Origin of the sequence: Desulfofarcimen acetoxidans DSM 771, from assembly GCF_000024205.1 — a bacterium.
Classification (GTDB): Bacteria; Bacillota; Desulfotomaculia; order Desulfotomaculales; family Desulfofarciminaceae; genus Desulfofarcimen; species Desulfofarcimen acetoxidans.
In genome coordinates this window covers 2,627,170-2,645,340 of sequence record NC_013216.1, presented here as the reverse complement: position 1 = coordinate 2,645,340, position 18,171 = coordinate 2,627,170, and the positions used below count along the sequence as shown (strand labels likewise).

Sequence of the window (18,171 nt, the reverse complement as noted above, 5' to 3'; positions counted from 1 at the left end):
TTGGATACAATAACACAGATAGGCATTCTTTGCGGAGCAATTCCTATTCTCATACTTTTTTATATAGGTGTTAAGAGAAGGGAAGAAAAAAAGAGATTAGAAGAATATCTGCAAATTTCGGAAGAAAATTCAGAAGAAAATTTATCACTATCCTTACAAAAAATAAAGGCCGGTGTTATAAAACTTTTTCGGCCTCTATTGCCGTCAGTTACGACACTAGAAAAAATGGAGTTTAATTTACGGAGAGCCAACTGCAAAATAACTGCGGAAGAAATATATACGTTGCGTTTGACATTATCGGTAGGAGCTGCTGTTCTTACGGGTATTTTTTATTTTCCAGCTATTGATAAAATATTACTTTATGGTGGTGCAACCGGTGGGTTGTTTTTTTTATTGCCGACGAAATATATCAATATGAAAATAAGGGCTCGTCAGAAAAGAGCTCAACTTGAAATACTTGATTTCATCGACTTACTGACTAACGGTATAGATGCCGGTTTAGATCTCAGCACTTCAATAGATCGTGTCACTAAGCATATGCCCGGCATATTAGCTGAAGAATTTCAGTACGCCTTTGTTGAAATAGAGTTAGGACGTAGGCGTTCTGAAGCATTGAAAAACATGGCTCAAAGATTGGACATTAAAGACGTTAACTTATTAGTTGACGCGATTATCCAAGCAGAGAGAACGGGTGTACCGATAGCAAAAGTTTTAAAAGACCAGGCAAACAGAATAAAGCAAGATTTTAGGACAAACGCTTTAAAAATGGCACAGGCGGCCAGTATTAAAATGTTAGCTCCTATGATACTTTTCATTTTACCTGCACTATTCATAGTCGTTTTGGGACCGCCTTTTATCGGGATTGGACAACTTATGAAATTTTAAAAAGGAGGGAGGAGGGTTGTATTATGAAGTTTTTACGAGATGTAAAAGGCGGTATCGCTGAACACACAGCAATAATTGTTATGGTGTTGACTATAGCAGTTGGTGCTCTACTTTACCTCGGCCCTAAAATTAAGACGGTATTTGAGGCTATTGGTGGCGCATTGTAAAATCTTGAAAAAAGGAGGGAGATTAATGAGAAAAAGGATTAAAGTGTTTTTGCGTGAAGAAAAGGGTGGTATTGCCGAAAACACTGCTATCGTGGTAATGATCCTGATTGTTGTTGTGGGCGTAGTAGCTGCTGTTAGCGTTAGCGTTAAGGGTGCTCAGACTCAGGCTTCTTCAAAGTTAAGTACTGCACAAAGTTCTACCTACTAAAATTAGTAATCTAGTATACATCCCCCATATTAAAAGTGTGTGAGGGTGTATACCAAAGCAAATAAAAAAGGAGGAAAAAAGTTAATGAAAAAAATGAGAAAAAGGATTAAAGCATTTTTGCGTGAAGAAAAGGGTGGTATTGCCGAAAACACTGCTATTGTGGTTATGATCCTGATTATTGTTGTGGGTGTAGTGGCTGCTGTGAGTGTTAGCGTTAAGGGTGCTCAGACTCAGGCTTCTTCAAAATTGACTAGTGCACAAAGTTCTACCTACTAGAATTAATAATCTAGTATACATCCCCCATATTAAAAGTGTGTGGGGGTGTATACCAAAGCAAATAAAAAAGGAGGAAAAAAGTTAATGAAAAAAATGAGAAAAAGGATTAAAGCATTTTTGCGTGAAGAAAAGGGTGGTATTGCCGAAAACACTGCTATTGTGGTTATGATTTTGATTATTGTTGTGGGTGTAGTGGCTGCTGTGAGTGTCAGTGTTAAAGGTGCACAAACTTCTGCCTCCTCAAAGTTAGGTTCTGCCCAAAGTTCTACCTACTAAAAAGAAGGGAGAAGATTAATGAGAGAATGGTTTAAGACATTTTTGCGGGAAGAAAAAGGTGGTATTGCTGAAAACACTGCTATTGTGGTTATGATTCTGGTTATTGTTGTGGGTGTAGTGGCTGCTGTGAGTACCAGTATTAAAGGTGCACAAACTTCTGCCTCCTCAAAGTTAAAGAGTGCTAAATCTTCCGTATACTAATATTCTACCCGCAACTATTGTCCTAACTGCATTAGCAATAGGCAGCTATACCGACTTAAAATATCGTATTATTAAAAACAATGTTTCATTTGGGTTAATTGTAGCAGGTTTAGTCTATAATATTTTTTTTGGATATGGATACATTTTTTCCTTGCTTGGTATAGTATCTGGATTTGTACTTTTCTTGCTGCCTTATATAATAACCGGTATGGGCGCCGGAGATGTCAAACTAATAATGGGTGTTGGTGCTGTTCTGGGGTGGCAGTATGCAATATACATAGGGATGCTGTCGTCTATCCTATCAGCATTACATTCAATAGCAGTTAATGCTAAAAAGGGCAAGATTAGTGAACTATTTAAGAGCACTTTCAAATATCAACTTAACTACGCTATTGTTAAAGTACAAATCAAAGATTACTCCAGGGAGACGACAGAAGGTACGACACTTCCCTATGCAGTGTCAATCCTTATTAGCACAATACTGGTGTTATTGGGGGGGTGGTTATATTAGACTATTAAAATGTATAAAGGGTGCATACACTGCTGAGTTAGCTGTTATACTGCCAATCATAATATTTATTACAGCAGGGGGCATGATTTTTTCGCTCAGCATATGGGCGCATATAGTTGTGGTAGACGCAGCAAGGGAGGGCGCAAGATATGAAGCACTGAATTTAGGCAGTGCAGATACAAAGGTTGATGAGGTTTTAAGTGATGGAAATCTCAATGTAGCCAATAAGCAAAGCGTGAGCGTAATAAAAGACGCAAATTATGTTACCGTTACAGTGAAATATAATCAGCCTTCGGTTATACCCGGATTACCCCAACTGCTTGGTCACGGCGCGTCTTGGGGAAATAGTTTTCTTATCGAAAGTAGCCAAGTATTTAAACTTGAAAAACCATAACGAGAAAAACCCCTGTTTTTATAGGGGTTTTTCTTATTTTTAGGAGGTGGTTTTTGTTCGGAAATATTTTTTATGGTTTTTGATTGGTTTTTTTATTTTGCTAATCCCACTTTTGATTCAGATTTATAACACACCAACTGGATATGTGCCCAGTGGTTTTATATCCGGTGGCTTTGATTATGCTACTTTTATAGCGAAAATGAAGTGGGGTGCAGCAGGGCACTGGACGTATATAAACCGGTACACAACTGAATGTACCGAACCAGCACCAATTTATGGGTTTTACTTATTATTGGGCCACATTTCCAAGTGGACAGGTTTATCTGTTATTTGGGTATATCACCTGGCACGGTCTTTAATAGGAGCACTATGTTTAATAAGTCTCTGGGGATTTTTAAAAACAAATACTAAGTCCAAAACATGGTTAGCTTTTCTCTTAGTAATAACCTGCATGGCTGGTTACTGGGAGTATTTTGACAGCGTCCTTAATACTAAAGTAGCAAAAATGGATTTATTTTTACAAGCCAAGGTGGGAACAGCATTTTTAACGTATCCCCATTACCTGGTTGACTTGCTGGCTTTTTTATCAATATTCCATGCGTACCTTGCAGATATTCCGGCACGTAGGAGAATATGTCTTTCAGCAATAGCAGGATTTTTATTCTCTGCTGTCCATGTATTTTTAATGGCAATAATCTTAATACCTCTTATACATGGATTGTTAAATAAACGTACCAAAGAAGCCCTACAGGTGGTTATACCCAGCATGATAGCAGCTCTACCATTAACCATTATCCAATACCTTGCTTTTACACACATAGAATGGCTTCGTGTTTGGAGGGACGCTACCGCTACTCAATTTGTAAGCCCGTTGATACTCTTACTTGCTATACATGGAGTTACCGGGTTATTAGCTTGGTATAAGATTGTCTCAGAAATAAAGAAGCTTAGTTTCTGGTCCATTTGGGTGCTTACAGCAAGTGTTATGGCATATGCCATGCCTTTAGCTAACCGCACAGAGTATATATTTTTTCTGGCGATACCATTAGGTATATTGGCCAGTGAAGTGGTAGAAAAAATAATAGGATGGCTTGAGGAAAGAAAAAATCCAACTCTTACGGTTATCGGTGTTACTTTATTATTATTATTAACGTCAGGGTATTCTATACTGTGGATGATACCTATATTTAAAGCAGATAAAACTGTAACAGGCAAGTATCCAAACTATTTACCAATGGAATATGTTGATACCCTGGCAAATTTGGACAACGAGCAAGCTATAGTATTGTGTGATACTTATACAGGCAATTTTATGCCTGCATGGACAATAAAATTAAAACCATACTGTGCTCATCCAATGGAAACGCTAAACTATGAAGAAAAGCGTAAAAAAGTAGATGCTTTTTACAAAGGGGAACTGCCCCAATTGCCTGAACAAATCGGAGCAAAGTATATTATTTATGAAGATTTTTTAGCAGAAAATGATTACGGTAAGTTACATGACATATTGGGAGAACCATTTATAAAAGGTAAACATATTGCAGTCTGGAAAAGGAGATGAAGTTATTAGAACTATTAGTTATCTTATAACCTCTTTAATAATCGGTGCTACTGGTCACCTATTAGTTAAAGAAGGTGTTACTAGAGCCGGAAGCAGCTTAATGGCATTTTTAAACTCTACTGTAATTGCAGGAATTGTATGCTACTTCCTTAGCATGGCATTATGGCTGCCGTTTCTGGCCTCCCGCCCGGTAGCTCAGGCGGTACCGGTGGCCGGAATAACTTATGTTCTTGTTGCATTAGGTGCCGGATTTTTGAAAGGTGAGTGGTTGTCAGGAATACAATGGGTGGGGGTATTCTTAATTGGTGTAGGTGTGTGGGTTTTATCTATTGAAGTAACATAAATTGTGTGGAATAACTAATCAATTTAATCGTTAACTTATGTGAATTTGTATTTTGGAGTGTGCGTGAAAATGGTTAAGATTATTGATGGAGATTTGTTAAATTTGTTAATCTCGCCCTGTGTGGTTATAGCACATCAGGTAAATTGTAAAGGCGTTATGGGTTCTGGAATAGCAAAAAAAATAAGGGAAAAGTGGCCAAAGGTATATGCAGATTACAAAATGGAACATAAATCCGGAAAGTTGGTCTTAGGATATCTTTGTGGAACATGGGTTAAAGACGAGCAGGTTCACGGCGGCAATCGGTACATAGCCAACCTGTGCGGTCAAAATAGATATAGGGTGTTGTTGCCTTTTCCTCAAACTAATTATGAGGCACTGGAAAAATCTCTAAAAAGTCTTGTCGCCCAGTATGGGAAATATGCTCCCGTAGGAATGCCATATGGTATTGGTTGTGGACGTGCAGGGGGAAGATGGGAAATAGTTTATAACATTATCGAAAAAGTATTTACTAATTGTGAATGTCATTTGTACCGATTGAATGCAAAAAACTATTAGAGAGAGGTGATGTGTGATTACAAAGGGTGGAACATTAAAAGGTGAGTGGTTATCAATTATTCAATATGGAGGGGTGTTTTTAATAAGTGCGGTGGGTGTTGGTTGCCGCCAGCTTAAGGGTAGATTAGGGAGGTGATAATGTGGCCTGTCAACACAAAAGGCCGGGACGAAAAGCTAAAAATGAGCGTAAAAAACGTATTGTACAAAGGTGTCGTATTGTGGAAAGGAATGTTATAGTTCATTTCCCAAGGGCCAGAACTAAAAAATTTGATGGTTTTAGTCCGGGCAGATTGGTGGTAAGTGCAGAATTTAGACTCAGGTAACAGAATATTAAATATATGACGAAGTGGTGGAATGAATTGAAAAACATGATATTGGAAAATGGCAAATATCTAACGAGCGTTCCGGAAGAAGAAATTAATAAAATAAAAGAACATCTAAAATCATGCTATAATTCCGGGCAAAATATCCTAATATGTGGAGGACGTCGTAGCGGTAAAACAACATTACTTAAAGAAATATCCGGCATTACCCCAACTGGGTACCCGGATTTTTTATGCAAGACAGAAAATAAAATTATTATTGATGATCTTCGGTATGCTCATATAGAAGAATTATTAAATACTGAAAACGAAGGACTACTAGTAGAACGATTCCTAATTAACATATCAATAAGCTAGTTAAATAATATAATTTCTACTAATAATTTAAATTATTTCAATATCATCCATTTTGTACTTCCAGCGGTAAACAGTAGGACAATCATTAATTTCTTTTATATATTTGTAAATTCTATCTTTTAATTCTTCTTTAGTTTTTACCCTAATAGCCCTCAGCATTGATTTAGCCATTTTGCCAAAAAATGATTCAATTAAGTTCAACCAGGATCCATGTTTTGGTGTAAAAACAAATTCAAAACGATTTGGGACAGTACTAAGATAAGCCCTTGTTTCTTTTGAAATATGAGCGGAGTGGTTGTCCAATATAATTACTATTTTCTCTATATCTTTGTAGTACTCACTTATCATTTTTAGAAACTCTACAAACTCAATACTACGATGGCGGTCTTCTACTTGAGCTAAGATATGACCTGTTACCAAATCAATACCGGCCATGAGACTAAGTGTACCATGGCGAACATATTCATAATCACGAGCAAGACATGAATACGTTCCAGGAGAAGGAGAAAGATCCGGAGCAATATTTTCTATAGCTTGAATACCGGGTTTTTCATCATATGATATATAAGCATACATTGATTGTTCATCATTTTTTGATACCATTTCAACTTCTTTATAGACATATAACACGTTAGCCATTTTTTGTTCAAATTCTGGATCCCTTTTTTCCAAGTAATATTTAATTTTATGTGGCTTAACTTTGTTTGCTGAAAGTATTTTTGATACTGTACCTTTTGCTAGATTTTGCAGGGTTGGATGGCCATTTTCTACACAATGATTTCGTGCATGTTTGGCTAATAAATCTGTTGTCCATAATTCATAGCTATATCCAAATTCCTTAGGTTTTTGGCAAGCAAGAGAAACAAGCCACGCTTTATCTTCTTTGGTTATTGTATCCGGCCTGCCTGAACGAGGAAGATCATTGAGTGCTATATCTAAGCCAAATTGTAAAATTTTATCTATATGTCGTTCTACTTTTGCACGGTTAGTCTCTAATATTCTACCAATTGAAGCTATTGTTTCTCCTTGATGATACAAGAGAAACATTTTAGCCCGTTCAATATGACTCACACTTTCTGTTCTTGAATGTATAATTTTTTCTAATCTATTTATTTCTTCTGTTGTCAAATCTAATTTTGCTCTTTGACTTATGAATGGCATAGTTTGGTCTCCCCACCTGTTATGTATTATAGGAAATTATATACCATGCCGATTTGTGGTTCAATGATAATTAAGAATTGCTCTACTAGTGGTCGAGTGGAATTGGACCAGGGATGGAAAATTGTCTATGCGGTAGATAAAGAAGAAAATGACGTGGAGGATTCAGCTAAAATTCCACTGTTGACTGAGGGGGAAGACGTACAAACAAAGAAAACTGAAATCCAGGAAAAGAAAACTCAATCGCCTAAGAGGTTTACAGAAGCCGCTCTGTTGGCTGTGATGGAGGGTGCCGGTCGTTTGATGGAGGACCGTGAACTTAAAGATGCTATGAAGGGGCACGGCTTGGGTACCCCGGCGACTAGGGCGGCCATTATTGAGCGGTTGATAGGAGTAGGTTACATTGAGCGTAACAAAAAAGCTTTAGTCCCCACTACTAAAGGAGAAATTCTTATTGATTTGGTGCCAGATCTAGTAAAAAGCCCGGAAATGACTGGGTTATGGGAAAAATCTTTAGCTGATATTGAGACTGGTGCATTGACACCAAAAGAATTTATGGCAGGTATTATAGGGGTGACTAAGCAAATTGTTGAACTGGCTAAAAGCCAAGAAGCAGGCAACAATGTAGAAAGGGAAACCATAGGCCAGTGTCCGCTTTGTGGTAAAAATGTGATTGAAAATAAAAAGAGTTATCGTTGTGTTGGTCATAATGAGGGCTGCGAGTTTAAAGTTTGGAAAGAAATTGCCGGTAAAAATATTTCCCTGACCCAAGCAAAAACACTGTTGGAGGAAGGAAAAACCGGTCTTATAAAAGGTTTTACATCTAAACAGGAAAAAAAATTTGATGCTGCACTAAAACTTGGTACAGACGGAAAGGTTGAATTTGATTTTCCAGAAAAGAACAGCCAGTCTTTGGGCAGTTGTCCATTGTGTGGCAAAAACATTTTTGAGTCTGCTAAAAGCTATAGCTGCAGTGGTTACAAAGAAGGTTGTAAATTTACAATCTGGAAAGAGATTTCCGGGAAAAAGATCTCTGAAAAACAAGCTAAAGAGCTGATTCAGAAAGGTAGGACGGCTGTAATTAAAGGCTTTAAATCTAAGACCGAAAAGAAATTTGAGGCGGTTTTAGTGTTACAAGAGGGAAAAGTGAACTTTGAATTTGTCAAGTAGGGGTAGTGGAGCAGGTTGATGGAGGTGGAAATATTTGAATATTCTTCAATGGGCTAGGGAGCAAATGTGCCTTATGCCTTATTTGCTAGAGCACTCAGAGGAAGTTATGAATCTGTCAATTGCTGTATCAAGCCGGGTTGGACTTGACTCTAATACAGTAAACACAATCGGTACAGCAGCATTCCTGCATGACCTGGGGAAACTAACCTGGCCCAAGGAGCTGTTCCATAAATATCCGCTTAACGCATTAGAGTGGACTATAACTCATGATCATCCTATTCAAAGCGTCAATATGTTGGAACGAAGTTTTTTAGTGCCATTCCGGGTTAAAAGACTAATCCTGGAGCACCACGAAAGACCGGGCGGCAGGGGATATCCCAATAAAATCATGGAACCGGGATTAGAAACTTTAATTATTGCTGCCTGTGATGTTTATAGCGCCATGGTTTCTAAGAGAGAATACCGGCCAGTAAAGACTTTTGAACCGTTAGTGGCTCTAGCGGAAGTATCCAGATTTGCGCCTGAAAAAGTTGTTAATGCTCTGAAAAAAGTAGTTGGAGTTATGGATAGAAAAATTTGCAATTTGTACTAGATAATAAGAAGGTGTAAAAAATGGAGAAGCATATTCATAATCGCGTTCTAACAATATGCAGCTATATTCTAGAGACTCAGGCTACCGTGCGGCAAGCGGCGGGAGTGTTTGGCATCAGTAAAAGTACTGTGCATAAGGATTTGACCGACCGGTTGCCATCGGTGAATAAAGAATTAACTTGCGCGGTAAAACTTGTCTTAAATTATAACAAGGCAGAGTGCAGCAGTAGAGGTGGTAAAGCATTGCGGCAAAAATACATTAAGCAGGAAGCCTAGAAAGGGGGTAAAAGTGTGCTGCTGAACGGTAAAATTGATTTTATCTTTGATAAACTACTGGATAAGATTCCCGAGGAAAATCTGAGAAATTTAATAAAAAGTCATAAAAAAGTCGCGCTGATTACCGCAAGTTTACCGGTTACCGTGCCGCTTTTTTATTTTGCTGATGTTTGGGCTATTGGTAGTTTGGCGGCTGCTCTGTACGAACTTAAGGTTTATTGGAATGCCATTTCAATTTTTGCAACACCGGAAGAAAAAGCAGCTGCACTTCAAGGCAAGATATTACCGTACTTTTTCTCACACCCTTTTACCGTAGGTTGGGCCTGACGGCTAACTAAACCTACTGAAACATTATCCTTTCCCGCAGTAAAACATATCTGGGAGTGGTTGAATGTTTTATTAGGTATAGGTGGGGTGGGCATATTATGGCGATTTAAAGGGGGTGCTAAGAAAAATAACTCAAGATACTCCAAAGGTTTAAAAAATGTTGATAATGCGGCTTTCGGTACCTCTCGTTGGGCATCAAGAGATGACATTAAACATCTTTGTGAGTTTGGTGCTCCGTTGGTACCGAAAAAATAAGGGGGAAAGAAAGTCTGAATGAAAAACATATTTTCTTTTAATGTATTAAACCCAGCTAATACAAAGTATCCCGGTGGTATTGTTTTAGGTGAATTAGATGGAAAAATAATTAGAGTAATTCCAGGAAAGGCACCCAAAGGTATGCCCAGTCTGGCAGGCCACGCAGCTATCTTTGGCGGTACCGGCAGTGGTAAAACATATTCATTTGTTATTAACAACATAATCTCGTCCGTTGCAGATGAGCAATCCATAGTTATAATAGATCCCAAAGGGGAACTGGCCGAAATAACCTCAGCTTGGTTGAAAAGTAAAGGTTACGAGGTGAAAATTTTTAACTTATCCAATCCTGCTTTTAGTAACCGGTGGAATCCCATTCTTGAAAGTGTGGATGATGCAGAAATATCTGAAATGTCAGCTTGCTTTATAAATAATGCTGCAAAAGATGATTCAGGTTATTTTGTATCAAAAGAAATTCAGCTTTTGGAAGCATTGGTCGGACTGTTAAAAGGTGAATTTCCACAAGAGCAGAAACACATGAGGGCAGTTATGAGTCTGACATCATGGGATAAAGAAGACCTAGATGTTAGATTCAAAACAGCTTACCAGACTGGTAAAATCAGTGCAACGATTTATGAACGCTGGCGCGGATCAGCTTCGGCAAACTATGACCATGCTGTATCCGGATTATCAGCAAAACTTAAAATACTGACAACCGAACCCTTGGCGGCGTTACTGTCAGAACAAGAAATAAACCTTGGTGATGTAGGACAAAAGAAAACAGCTCTATTTTGTGTATTACCTGTGCGTGGTGAAAATAAGGTTCTTAAGCCTATACTCTCCACGTTTTATTTATTTCTGTTCAAAAGACTGTATGAACTGGCTGATCGTAATAACCGTAAATTGCCAGTACCGGTGAGGATGCTACTGGATGAGTTTGCTAACATTGGACAAGTACCAGGCTTTTCAGAAATAATCTCTACAGCCCGTAGTCTTGGTATCCATATTCAGTTTATATTGCAAGGTCGTAGTCAATTGGATGATGTGTATGGTAGGGATGAAGCTAAAAACATATTGGCTAACTGCCCAACCATTCTGTTATTGGGAGTTGCCCCAGGGGATATGGAAACAGCTGAGATGTTTTCCAGCATACTTGGTAAGGTAGCAGTTGAGGGGAAATTTGAAAGTGAAGATTTAACCGTACCTCTTGTTCATCACTTCAAACTTGCTGAAAAAACTAAAAAGACAGCAAAAATATCACTTATGGAACCGGATGAAATTATTCGTTTACATCCATTAGAGTGTATAGCATTAGTCCAGTGGTGCTACCCGCTACGTATGAAAAAGGTAGGCTGGGATAAATTGCCCCAGGCGAAAGAAATAAAGCAATTGGGTGAAATACCAATGGTAAAACTTGCACCGTCCAGAAGCTTTGATGTAAGCTTGCCAAGCATAAAGGATGAAAGTACAAGTGAAGTACCAAGTAAGAAAATAGTACCAAGAAAAGGTGGTGGTGAAATTATAGAAGAAGAGTGGCATGAAAAATTATCTGAATAAAACGAGGGGGTAAAAAAATGGCTAAGACATTATTACCGATGGAAAGAAGCGTAAATGATGCTGAACAGCATGATTATTGGAATATGATTTATGATGCCAGAGACAGAAACACAATAATTACTGCTACAGTTATTGCTTGCAGAAGAAACGAAAACCTTGCAGGTGCGACCTGGGAAATTGCGTTTAATGATTTCTTAGATGCAGAAAATGTGTGTGGTCTTATTCCTGCCAGTGAAACCGGTTTGCCTGATGAAAAAATGATGAACTTTTTTATTGGCAAAGAAATCAATGTCAGGATAAAAGGAATTGACCGGAAAAATGAAATTGTGGCCTGTACAAGAAAAGAACTGATTGACGAAAGTAAATCCCGGCTCTTACGAAAGATAGAAGCAGGTATAGAGTTTGATGCACAGGTTGTATTTGTAACCGAAACATGGCTTGGAATTGATGTTGGGGGTGGCCTAGTTTACGGTTTTAACCCAACTGAAGCAAGAGTATCTCGATCTATGAGATTAGATGAACTTTACAGAGAAGGCCAGTACATTAAAGCTAAGATAAATGCAGTAGATAAAGCAAACGGTAAAATTGACATATCCTTAATTGACCCATGGGATAATGTACAATACAATCGTGGTGACATGGTGACCGGAACAATAGTGCGTTTGGGTGTAAACAGCATGTTTATGGAAATAAAGCCAGGAGTTGTTGGCATAGCTTCATACCCGATAGCGTTAGAATCGGAACTGGGAGATAAATTAGTTTGTACAGTCAAGAGCATTGAAGTAAAAGAAAAATTACTCTATTTGACACTTTTTGATCCGGAGGTTGTTAGGGGCAGAAAGAAAAATCGTGAAAATCGTAGTTACTGGCAGCAAATAGCGACCAGCAAAAATATTGATGGCGAAAGAAAACTGGCATTGGTTCAACCGAATCTGGAACAAAAAACAGAAGAAATATAGCGGTCAACCTTAAATCCTCGGACAAATAGCGTCCGGGGATTTACTAATATTAGTTCAAGGGGAGTAGAATCATGATTTGTAATTATGACACAGATTACTTTTTAGAGTCAATCATTAAAGAAGCCAAAGAACCAAAAGAAGCTAAGGAACCAAAAGAAGCTAAAGAAGAATCCATTAAGGAACCTACCAAAGGCCGTAGATACAATATAGGTTTTGAGGAACCTCTTGTTGGCCGGAATATATCGAAGGACGATGTAGCAGGATTTTTTGAAACACTTGTATTATCCGAGGAACATAAAGCTGTGTTAACTTGTGTAAACAATTTTTTAATAGCCGATACAGATATGATAGTGTCGCATACTGGAATAAAGTTTAATCATTTTAAAAAGTTAAAAGAAATATGTATAAAGACAGGGTTAATCTTTGAGAACAAAATAAAAACTGAGGAAAAAGACTATCTGTGGTATATGGTTGATGCAGGCGGAATATATGCTCTAGAGGACATGGAACAAAAATATAACAGCTTGCCTTTTACATTGTCATTGGAGCAAAAATATAAGCTATATCTAAAATCATTATTTGCATATCAGGTTGAACATCATTATGAAATGGTTGATTATTATATCGTAAAGGATAAATATGGAAAATTGTACGCAATAGAGTTAATTGAAGAAGTTAAAATTTCAAAGCTCAAGGAATATAACAAAACGGTATTTATTGTAAATATGGATACAATAAATAAATTAAATATAAGTAAATATGTTAGAGATATTGCAAAAGATCTTAATAATAATGACAACTCGTTCTACGATATAAGTGGTAAAAAATTTTTAAAAATTAAGGATTGACATTATTAAAAAAATTGGTATTATATACTTGTAAATTAAATAAACGGCATAGTCTAATCACTGCGTGATAAGCTGGCTATGTCAGGAGATTGACCAATGTAGTAACCGCGTTACTGCAGTCTCTGGGTGTTAATTGGCAAACTGCGTTTGTTTAATTCTCACCACCTCCGGCATGTTGAAAAATTTAGGCAAACTGCGTTTGTTTAGGTTAATCACAAAAAAGTGTCGGTGTACTTTTTAAAACCGGTGTTTGGTCATACCGGCGAGAAAACTGTCAGTTAAAACCCTTTTAGCAGACAGTTGGGAGTCTGGCCCGGCTTTAAGCCACATCCAGGCAGTAAGTTCCAGACCGAGCAGAAATGCAGCGTAAGGCAGAGTGGGATTTGCTAGGGGTTACGCCAGGTCAAAGAACAGAGCTTCCCTAACCACCGTGTAGGGTTTTTGGGGTTTTCACCACCACGGTGCTAAGTTAAAGTAGAAACCTAACCACCGGTAAATGTGTAGCCCGCACACCCGGTATTGATGTGGCGACGACGCAGGGTGAAGGTAGAGGGTTAACAGTCCAGTTATGCCCTTTATTGGATAGATTCTGGATAAAAACTATGTGAGAAATTAAGATTTAGAGATATAAGACACTTTGGCAGTTGTAGTATCTGTTATTGTGTCTTTTTTGCTTTTTGCCTACGGGCGTTGGAAACAGCGTCTGTGGGATTACCCGGACGCTTTATTTTGCAAAGAAAGGAGCGTTCGGGTTGTGGATGATGGAAAAAGGAATTGGAAAAATGAAATTAAAGAAATTAGAAAACTAGATATGCAATTTACAAAACATTTCAAGAAGCAGATAAGATCACGCAGAATAAGCTTAATTGAAATTAAAAATGCTATTCAAAACGGTAAAATAATTCAAGGTCATGCACCTGGAGAATATGGAAATAATGAAGATCCAGTAAGAGTTATCTTGGGGTACGGTAATCAATGTCGTTCATTGCATATTGTTGTGGCAATTAGATACGATGCATTGATGCTTGTAACGGCGTATGAACCAGACATGGAAATATGGGAGAAGGATTTTAAGACCTTGAAAAAAAGGGGATGACAAAGGATGAAAAAAATAATAAGATGTCTTGAATGCGGGCAACCAGCCGAGTTGAAATTTGAGGACAGAAATGTTGTAGAAAATAATAAGACTTTTCATCTGAAGGGAATACCGATTTACATTTGTAAAACATGTGGTGAACCTACATACGATTTTCAAATTGAGTTGAAATTAGAAGAAATATTAGACAAATTAATGAAAAATGAGAAACGGGAATATATAGTTAACTTAACTGAAATTTTCTCACCTATGGTAGAAATGACAGCTACTTTAGCATAAAGCATTTCACGTAAACAATGAATAGTAATAATGGGTTTAAAGCCCGTAATCCAAACATCGAGGAGGTGAATGGATGCGGGCGCGGCCCGTGTCCGAAAAAATGCAAATGATTAATAAAATAATTAATAAAATAAAAATGGAAATAATTAGTGTAAAATGCAAGAAAATCATGAGTACGGTGAATGAACCATGTAGAATGACAACGCGGGCTAACTATCAGCCCATATCTGTTAAACTAGTAGGTTGTCAATGCGGAAACAGTAAAACTGTTTCCAGGGAAGCAGATCATGAATATGGCCAGTTCTATTGCATTGTAGAGTGCACAGAGTGTGGCTACTATTGGGAAGGATACATGGGTTATTGTTAGGGCTAATAAAGTAAAAATGTAAATACAAGTTAATAACCGGGCTAAAGCCCGCAAATCCAAACACAGGAGGTGAGTTGGATGCGGGTGAAGCCCGTGTCCGAGATATGACGACAGATAATAAAAATAATTTGGAAGTATGCGAAGAATGCGGAGTAGAATTGAATCTTCAGGTTTTAAAATCTGCAGCTGGATACTATGTTGGTACTTGCTGTGAATGTGGACCTAATTCACGTGAAAGTGGATATTTCCGCAGTGAAAAGAAAGCAGAAGATTATCTTAAAGTAATAACAAGCTAGTATTTATGGGCTAAAACCCCGTAATCCAAACATCAGGAGGTGAATGGATGCGGGTGAAGCCCGTGTCCGAATATATGTTAATAGGAAAAGTATGTCCGTATAGAAAAATTAGAGTGCCGGTTGAATGGGAATCAATAACTGGTCAGGCAATAGCAGAAGAATTTTTAGCATGCTATGGTGATGAGTGCATGATGTGGGATGGAAACGGATGTAGTTTGTGTCGTGTTGGTATGCCAGTAACTCTTATGGCAACTGAGCCGGCAGAGCAAACACAGAAACAGCATCAGGAAATAAAAAAAAACCAGGACGGAAAAGTAAGTGGTTGTAAAGATCAAAGAGAACTTAAAGCCACCGTTACAGTTCTGGAAGCTAAGGAAACCAAAACGGGCTCAATAAGAGCATGGTGTGAGAAAGATAACCGCAAGGAAGTTGTTTTTGCCAAGAATGGAGCAGGTAAAGTACTATTGAATGCTATTGGCAAACAAGTAGAAATAAAATATTGCTTATTGGAAAATGATAACGGTTCTAAAATAATTTTTGCGGTAAAGGCTACTGTTTTAAAGAGCTAAGTGAGTATTTTTTGCCTCACGGTCATGTGTTCTGATTGTATTTTTACAGCTATTGACATAACGATGGCTGTATGATAGATTCACAAGTAACAACAGGACAGCGGGAGGAATAAAACGTGAGTGTACCGAAAGAAGAAATTCATCGCATGATAGATGACCTACCGGAAAATAAAATTAATCAAGTAAAACAATATCTTAAGAAATTGCTTGAAAAAAAGTCTATAGATGAACAGTGGTCCGAAGTACTGGCTAATCCTGTTTATGATGATGAACCATTAACAGAAGAAGATATGGTTGCTGTTAAAGAAGCATTACAGGATATATCTGAGGGACGTGTAGAGTCATGGGAAGAGTTTAAGAGGAATAATAAAATATGAAACTTGTCATTACGAAAAGAGCTAAAAAGGATTTATCAAAACTTGATGAGAAGACAAATCAGCGGATAATAAAGGCACTTGATAAAATGGTAAAATGCCCAAGTAATGCTGATTTAAAAAAATTAAAGGGTCAAGAAGACTTTTGGAGGCTTCGTGTTGGCGACTACAGAGTAATATTAAAAATTGTCGGTGAAGAGATTACTGTTTATGCTTTACGAGTTAAACATAGACGTGAGGCATATGATAATTAACTAACTAATAGATATGATAGAGTCAAAAGTAAGAAGAGAACGAACTAGGGGTGTATTACCCTGACCGTTCTCTTTTTTATTTCTAAAATATTAATTGATTAAAAACAAAAATGTTAACGTGAGTTAACAAACAGGAGGCGAGAGGCTATATGAAATTTGTAAGAGTTAACCGCCATCGTCTTTGCCCTGTTTGTGGAAGGTCGGACTGGTGCGCATTTAACTCAACGATAGCTATTTGCATGAGGGTTGAAAGCAACAAACCAATTAAAAATGGTGGCTGGCTACACAAACTTTCAGAGCCGATGTTATCAGTTGTGCAATATACAGAAACAGTTGAAACAGCAGTAATAGCAGCACCGTTAGAAGTAAGGAATGAGGTTTATAAAGCATTTCTTGAATTATTAACCTTATCACCTGAGCATAAAAATGAACTTCAAAGAAGAGGTATGGCTGAGGAGCAAATTATTGAATTCCGGTCAGTACCTAAAGTAGAAAAACCCTGGACCATCTGTCAAAAGTTAATTGAACAGGGTTTTGAGCTTAGCGGTATTCCTGGATTCTATAGAGCACCTAATAGACACGGTGGTTATTACTGGACTTTTAAAATGAAAACAGGATTTATTATCCCAATAAAGGACAAAACAAAAAAAATACAAGCGTTACAGGTTAGACTGGACCAGCCAGACAGTAAAGGCAAATACCGGCTCTTTAGCAGTTCAAATAAAAAAGCCGGTTCATGTAGTGGGGTACCAGTGCATGTAGCAATACCCCAAAGGATAAATGACCGTAGAATATGGATTACGGAAGGTCCAATTAAAGCTGCTATAGCATCTCAATACTTAGGTGCAGTAGTGCTTGGCCTTATTGGTGCCACAACATGGAGACCGGTGCTTGAGATACTAAGAAGTAAAAGGCCGGAAGTAATTTTAGCATTTGATAGAGATCAAACAGTAAATATTTGGGTAGGTAGAGCAGTTATTGAACTGACAAAAGAGTTAATTGACATGGGAATTAAAGTAAAACAGGCATCTTGGAATAACATCTTTGGTAATGGACTGGATGAAGCCTTAGTTAACTCTACTGAAATTAAAATAAATGAGGTGTAGGAAATGACAAAAATTAAAAAAATGATTAATCAGGAAGTTAATGAACTAACCGTAATATTGGAAGCTGTTAAGACAAAAATTGAAAATATAACTTTGTTATATCCAAATCTGAATAATGCAAAAGGTATTGAAAGGGCAGAAGAAAGGGCAGAATTAGTAAAGTTGATTGCTATGTGCGAAGGTAATTTCAGTGATGACTTGGCTATATTTATTGAAGGGGTCAAGCAACTGACTAAACCACGAGAAGAGGGTCGGCTGGTAGTAAACAGCGCAGGTCGTTATAGCTTAAATGGGTATGAATTGACTTGCGGTCATAGAATAGAAGTCTTCATCGAAGACGAGAACCATGACGATTACGGCTGGCAATTTGGTAGGGTAGAGCACTCAGAAAAATTCGGTGGATACTACTTTTTTAATGAAAGCGGAGAACACCATAAGCTAACGATCGGGATGCTAGCTGCAGTAAGAAATTAAAAAGTTTACGCACGTTAACACCTTTTACAAACCCAGCGGGGGAAAATCACTCCCCTGTTCTGGGGAGTAGAAGGAGGTAATGGGCGGTACCAATAGCCGCCTAAAAAGATGAATTATGCCTATGAAGTAGCTAAAGCCTGTGCAAAGCATTTGGGAGCATA

Annotated in this window: 31 protein-coding genes; 30 read left to right on the top strand and 1 reads right to left on the bottom strand. The window is 37.8% G+C overall.

All coding sequences use genetic code 11. The features are described from left to right. The 13 genes from DTOX_RS12165 (at window position 1) to DTOX_RS12110 (ending at window position 6,057) form a co-directional block, all read left to right on the top strand. The gene (locus DTOX_RS12165; protein WP_015757993.1) at window positions 1-885 is read left to right on the top strand and encodes a type II secretion system F family protein; all 885 of its coding nucleotides are present in this window, start codon (window positions 1-3) and stop codon (window positions 883-885) included. A gap of 23 nt (window positions 886-908) precedes the next feature. Next, window positions 909-1,052, top strand: coding sequence for a hypothetical protein (locus DTOX_RS23015; RefSeq protein ID WP_015757992.1), 144 nt, complete (start codon window positions 909-911; stop codon window positions 1,050-1,052). Window positions 1,053-1,077: 25 nt separating this feature from the next. Next, window positions 1,078-1,260, top strand: a complete 183-nt coding sequence (locus tag DTOX_RS12160) for a hypothetical protein (RefSeq protein WP_015757991.1) — start codon at window positions 1,078-1,080, stop codon at window positions 1,258-1,260. An 84-nt stretch (window positions 1,261-1,344) separates the two neighbouring features. After that, window positions 1,345-1,536 (top strand): hypothetical protein, encoded by a 192-nt coding sequence (locus tag DTOX_RS12155; RefSeq protein WP_015757990.1) that lies wholly within the window; start codon window positions 1,345-1,347, stop codon window positions 1,534-1,536. An 84-nt stretch (window positions 1,537-1,620) separates the two neighbouring features. Continuing rightward, window positions 1,621-1,812, top strand: coding sequence for a hypothetical protein (locus tag DTOX_RS12150; protein WP_015757989.1), 192 nt, complete (start codon window positions 1,621-1,623; stop codon window positions 1,810-1,812). Between the two features lie 18 nt (window positions 1,813-1,830). Beyond that, window positions 1,831-2,013 (top strand): hypothetical protein, encoded by a 183-nt coding sequence (locus DTOX_RS12145; RefSeq protein WP_015757988.1) that lies wholly within the window; start codon window positions 1,831-1,833, stop codon window positions 2,011-2,013. Further along, on the top strand, window positions 1,991-2,524 hold the full coding sequence (locus DTOX_RS21540) for an A24 family peptidase (protein WP_015757987.1): 534 nt from the start codon (window positions 1,991-1,993) through the stop codon (window positions 2,522-2,524). The genes DTOX_RS12145 and DTOX_RS21540 overlap by 23 nt, the downstream gene beginning before the upstream one ends. After that, complete coding sequence (locus DTOX_RS12135) at window positions 2,466-2,918, top strand: TadE family protein (protein WP_157862938.1); 453 nt, start codon at window positions 2,466-2,468, stop codon at window positions 2,916-2,918. The genes DTOX_RS21540 and DTOX_RS12135 overlap by 59 nt, the downstream gene beginning before the upstream one ends. Before the next feature lie 97 nt (window positions 2,919-3,015). Continuing rightward, the gene (locus DTOX_RS12130; RefSeq protein WP_157862937.1) at window positions 3,016-4,479 is read left to right on the top strand and encodes a hypothetical protein; all 1,464 of its coding nucleotides are present in this window, start codon (window positions 3,016-3,018) and stop codon (window positions 4,477-4,479) included. Next, the gene (locus DTOX_RS12125; RefSeq protein WP_015757984.1) at window positions 4,457-4,822 is read left to right on the top strand and encodes a DMT family transporter; all 366 of its coding nucleotides are present in this window, start codon (window positions 4,457-4,459) and stop codon (window positions 4,820-4,822) included. The genes DTOX_RS12130 and DTOX_RS12125 overlap by 23 nt, the downstream gene beginning before the upstream one ends. Window positions 4,823-4,891: 69 nt before the next feature. Then, a complete protein-coding gene (locus tag DTOX_RS12120; RefSeq protein ID WP_015757983.1) occupies window positions 4,892-5,377 on the top strand; it encodes a macro domain-containing protein in 486 nt (161 codons plus the stop codon). Between the two features lie 140 nt (window positions 5,378-5,517). Beyond that, on the top strand, window positions 5,518-5,700 hold the full coding sequence (locus tag DTOX_RS12115; RefSeq protein ID WP_015757981.1) for a hypothetical protein: 183 nt from the start codon (window positions 5,518-5,520) through the stop codon (window positions 5,698-5,700). 36 nt (window positions 5,701-5,736) lie between these two features. Further along, window positions 5,737-6,057, top strand: coding sequence for a hypothetical protein (locus DTOX_RS12110; protein ID WP_042315766.1), 321 nt, complete (start codon window positions 5,737-5,739; stop codon window positions 6,055-6,057). 27 nt (window positions 6,058-6,084) lie between these two features. Here the strand turns inward: DTOX_RS12110 and DTOX_RS12105 are convergent, their stop codons facing one another. Continuing rightward, window positions 6,085-7,218 (bottom strand): IS630 family transposase, encoded by a 1,134-nt coding sequence (locus DTOX_RS12105; RefSeq protein ID WP_015756644.1) that lies wholly within the window; start codon window positions 7,216-7,218, stop codon window positions 6,085-6,087. 45 nt (window positions 7,219-7,263) lie between these two features. Here DTOX_RS12105 and DTOX_RS12100 point away from each other — a divergent pair, with 45 nt between their 5' ends. The 17 genes from DTOX_RS12100 to DTOX_RS12025 all read left to right on the top strand — a co-directional run bounded on the left by DTOX_RS12100 (window position 7,264) and on the right by DTOX_RS12025 (window position 18,010). Continuing rightward, complete coding sequence (locus DTOX_RS12100; RefSeq protein WP_242652423.1) at window positions 7,264-8,385, top strand: topoisomerase C-terminal repeat-containing protein; 1,122 nt, start codon at window positions 7,264-7,266, stop codon at window positions 8,383-8,385. Between the two features lie 34 nt (window positions 8,386-8,419). Further along, window positions 8,420-8,977, top strand: a complete 558-nt coding sequence (locus DTOX_RS12095; protein ID WP_015757980.1) for an HD-GYP domain-containing protein — start codon at window positions 8,420-8,422, stop codon at window positions 8,975-8,977. A 20-nt stretch (window positions 8,978-8,997) separates the two neighbouring features. Further along, entirely contained in the window at window positions 8,998-9,252 is a 255-nt protein-coding gene (locus DTOX_RS12090) for a sporulation transcriptional regulator SpoIIID (RefSeq protein WP_015757979.1), read from the top strand. A 15-nt stretch (window positions 9,253-9,267) separates the two neighbouring features. Continuing rightward, window positions 9,268-9,579: a hypothetical protein gene (locus DTOX_RS12085; protein ID WP_015757978.1), complete on the top strand. Its 312-nt coding sequence runs from the start codon at window positions 9,268-9,270 to the stop codon at window positions 9,577-9,579. Between the two features lie 60 nt (window positions 9,580-9,639). Continuing rightward, window positions 9,640-9,834 carry a hypothetical protein gene (locus DTOX_RS21535; RefSeq protein WP_052292942.1) on the top strand — a complete coding sequence of 65 codons (195 nt, stop codon included), beginning with the start codon at window positions 9,640-9,642 and terminating at the stop codon, window positions 9,832-9,834. 18 nt (window positions 9,835-9,852) lie between these two features. Continuing rightward, window positions 9,853-11,388 (top strand): VirD4-like conjugal transfer protein, CD1115 family, encoded by a 1,536-nt coding sequence (locus DTOX_RS12080; RefSeq protein WP_015757977.1) that lies wholly within the window; start codon window positions 9,853-9,855, stop codon window positions 11,386-11,388. Window positions 11,389-11,405: 17 nt separating this feature from the next. Next, entirely contained in the window at window positions 11,406-12,347 is a 942-nt protein-coding gene (locus DTOX_RS12075) for a S1 RNA-binding domain protein (RefSeq protein ID WP_015757976.1), read from the top strand. Window positions 12,348-12,418: 71 nt separating this feature from the next. Beyond that, window positions 12,419-13,195, top strand: coding sequence for a hypothetical protein (locus DTOX_RS12070; RefSeq protein ID WP_015757975.1), 777 nt, complete (start codon window positions 12,419-12,421; stop codon window positions 13,193-13,195). Window positions 13,196-13,949: 754 nt separating this feature from the next. After that, window positions 13,950-14,291: a DUF4258 domain-containing protein gene (locus DTOX_RS12065; protein ID WP_157862935.1), complete on the top strand. Its 342-nt coding sequence runs from the start codon at window positions 13,950-13,952 to the stop codon at window positions 14,289-14,291. Window positions 14,292-14,297: 6 nt separating this feature from the next. Beyond that, window positions 14,298-14,570: a hypothetical protein gene (locus DTOX_RS12060; RefSeq protein ID WP_015757973.1), complete on the top strand. Its 273-nt coding sequence runs from the start codon at window positions 14,298-14,300 to the stop codon at window positions 14,568-14,570. 73 nt (window positions 14,571-14,643) lie between these two features. Beyond that, a complete protein-coding gene (locus DTOX_RS12055) occupies window positions 14,644-14,937 on the top strand; it encodes a hypothetical protein (RefSeq protein WP_015757972.1) in 294 nt (97 codons plus the stop codon). 74 nt (window positions 14,938-15,011) lie between these two features. Continuing rightward, a complete protein-coding gene (locus DTOX_RS12050) occupies window positions 15,012-15,233 on the top strand; it encodes a hypothetical protein (RefSeq protein WP_015757971.1) in 222 nt (73 codons plus the stop codon). 47 nt (window positions 15,234-15,280) lie between these two features. Continuing rightward, on the top strand, window positions 15,281-15,802 hold the full coding sequence (locus DTOX_RS12045) for a hypothetical protein (RefSeq protein WP_015757970.1): 522 nt from the start codon (window positions 15,281-15,283) through the stop codon (window positions 15,800-15,802). A 116-nt stretch (window positions 15,803-15,918) separates the two neighbouring features. Beyond that, window positions 15,919-16,179, top strand: coding sequence for a hypothetical protein (locus DTOX_RS12040; protein WP_015757969.1), 261 nt, complete (start codon window positions 15,919-15,921; stop codon window positions 16,177-16,179). Then, a complete protein-coding gene (locus DTOX_RS12035) occupies window positions 16,176-16,430 on the top strand; it encodes a type II toxin-antitoxin system RelE family toxin (protein WP_015757968.1) in 255 nt (84 codons plus the stop codon). Before DTOX_RS12040 ends, DTOX_RS12035 begins: the two co-directional genes overlap by 4 nt. Window positions 16,431-16,579: 149 nt before the next feature. Continuing rightward, window positions 16,580-17,536 carry a DUF3854 domain-containing protein gene (locus tag DTOX_RS12030; protein WP_015757967.1) on the top strand — a complete coding sequence of 319 codons (957 nt, stop codon included), beginning with the start codon at window positions 16,580-16,582 and terminating at the stop codon, window positions 17,534-17,536. 3 nt (window positions 17,537-17,539) lie between these two features. Continuing rightward, window positions 17,540-18,010, top strand: a complete 471-nt coding sequence (locus tag DTOX_RS12025) for a DUF5348 domain-containing protein (RefSeq protein WP_015757966.1) — start codon at window positions 17,540-17,542, stop codon at window positions 18,008-18,010. Window positions 18,011-18,171 lie beyond the last annotated feature (161 nt).

Coding starts and splice junctions, on each gene's coding strand:
- DTOX_RS12145 (WP_015757988.1), top strand. CDS start 1,831: ATGAGAGAATGGTTTAAGACATTTTTGCGGGAAGAAAAAGGTGGTATT.
- DTOX_RS12060 (WP_015757973.1), top strand. CDS start 14,298: ATGAAAAAAATAATAAGATGTCTTGAATGCGGGCAACCAGCCGAGTTG.
- DTOX_RS12155 (WP_015757990.1), top strand. CDS start 1,345: ATGAAAAAAATGAGAAAAAGGATTAAAGCATTTTTGCGTGAAGAAAAG.
- DTOX_RS12105 (WP_015756644.1), bottom strand. CDS start 7,218: ATGCCATTCATAAGTCAAAGAGCAAAATTAGATTTGACAACAGAAGAA.
- DTOX_RS12070 (WP_015757975.1), top strand. CDS start 12,419: ATGATTTGTAATTATGACACAGATTACTTTTTAGAGTCAATCATTAAA.
- DTOX_RS12150 (WP_015757989.1), top strand. CDS start 1,621: ATGAAAAAAATGAGAAAAAGGATTAAAGCATTTTTGCGTGAAGAAAAG.
- DTOX_RS23015 (WP_015757992.1), top strand. CDS start 909: ATGAAGTTTTTACGAGATGTAAAAGGCGGTATCGCTGAACACACAGCA.
- DTOX_RS12045 (WP_015757970.1), top strand. CDS start 15,281: ATGCGGGTGAAGCCCGTGTCCGAATATATGTTAATAGGAAAAGTATGT.
- DTOX_RS12160 (WP_015757991.1), top strand. CDS start 1,078: ATGAGAAAAAGGATTAAAGTGTTTTTGCGTGAAGAAAAGGGTGGTATT.
- DTOX_RS12080 (WP_015757977.1), top strand. CDS start 9,853: ATGAAAAACATATTTTCTTTTAATGTATTAAACCCAGCTAATACAAAG.
- DTOX_RS12090 (WP_015757979.1), top strand. CDS start 8,998: ATGGAGAAGCATATTCATAATCGCGTTCTAACAATATGCAGCTATATT.
- DTOX_RS12030 (WP_015757967.1), top strand. CDS start 16,580: ATGAAATTTGTAAGAGTTAACCGCCATCGTCTTTGCCCTGTTTGTGGA.
- DTOX_RS12025 (WP_015757966.1), top strand. CDS start 17,540: ATGACAAAAATTAAAAAAATGATTAATCAGGAAGTTAATGAACTAACC.
- DTOX_RS12055 (WP_015757972.1), top strand. CDS start 14,644: ATGCGGGCGCGGCCCGTGTCCGAAAAAATGCAAATGATTAATAAAATA.
- DTOX_RS12100 (WP_242652423.1), top strand. CDS start 7,264: ATGCCGATTTGTGGTTCAATGATAATTAAGAATTGCTCTACTAGTGGT.
- DTOX_RS12075 (WP_015757976.1), top strand. CDS start 11,406: ATGGCTAAGACATTATTACCGATGGAAAGAAGCGTAAATGATGCTGAA.
- DTOX_RS12135 (WP_157862938.1), top strand. CDS start 2,466: ATGCAGTGTCAATCCTTATTAGCACAATACTGGTGTTATTGGGGGGGT.
- DTOX_RS12035 (WP_015757968.1), top strand. CDS start 16,176: ATGAAACTTGTCATTACGAAAAGAGCTAAAAAGGATTTATCAAAACTT.
- DTOX_RS12120 (WP_015757983.1), top strand. CDS start 4,892: ATGGTTAAGATTATTGATGGAGATTTGTTAAATTTGTTAATCTCGCCC.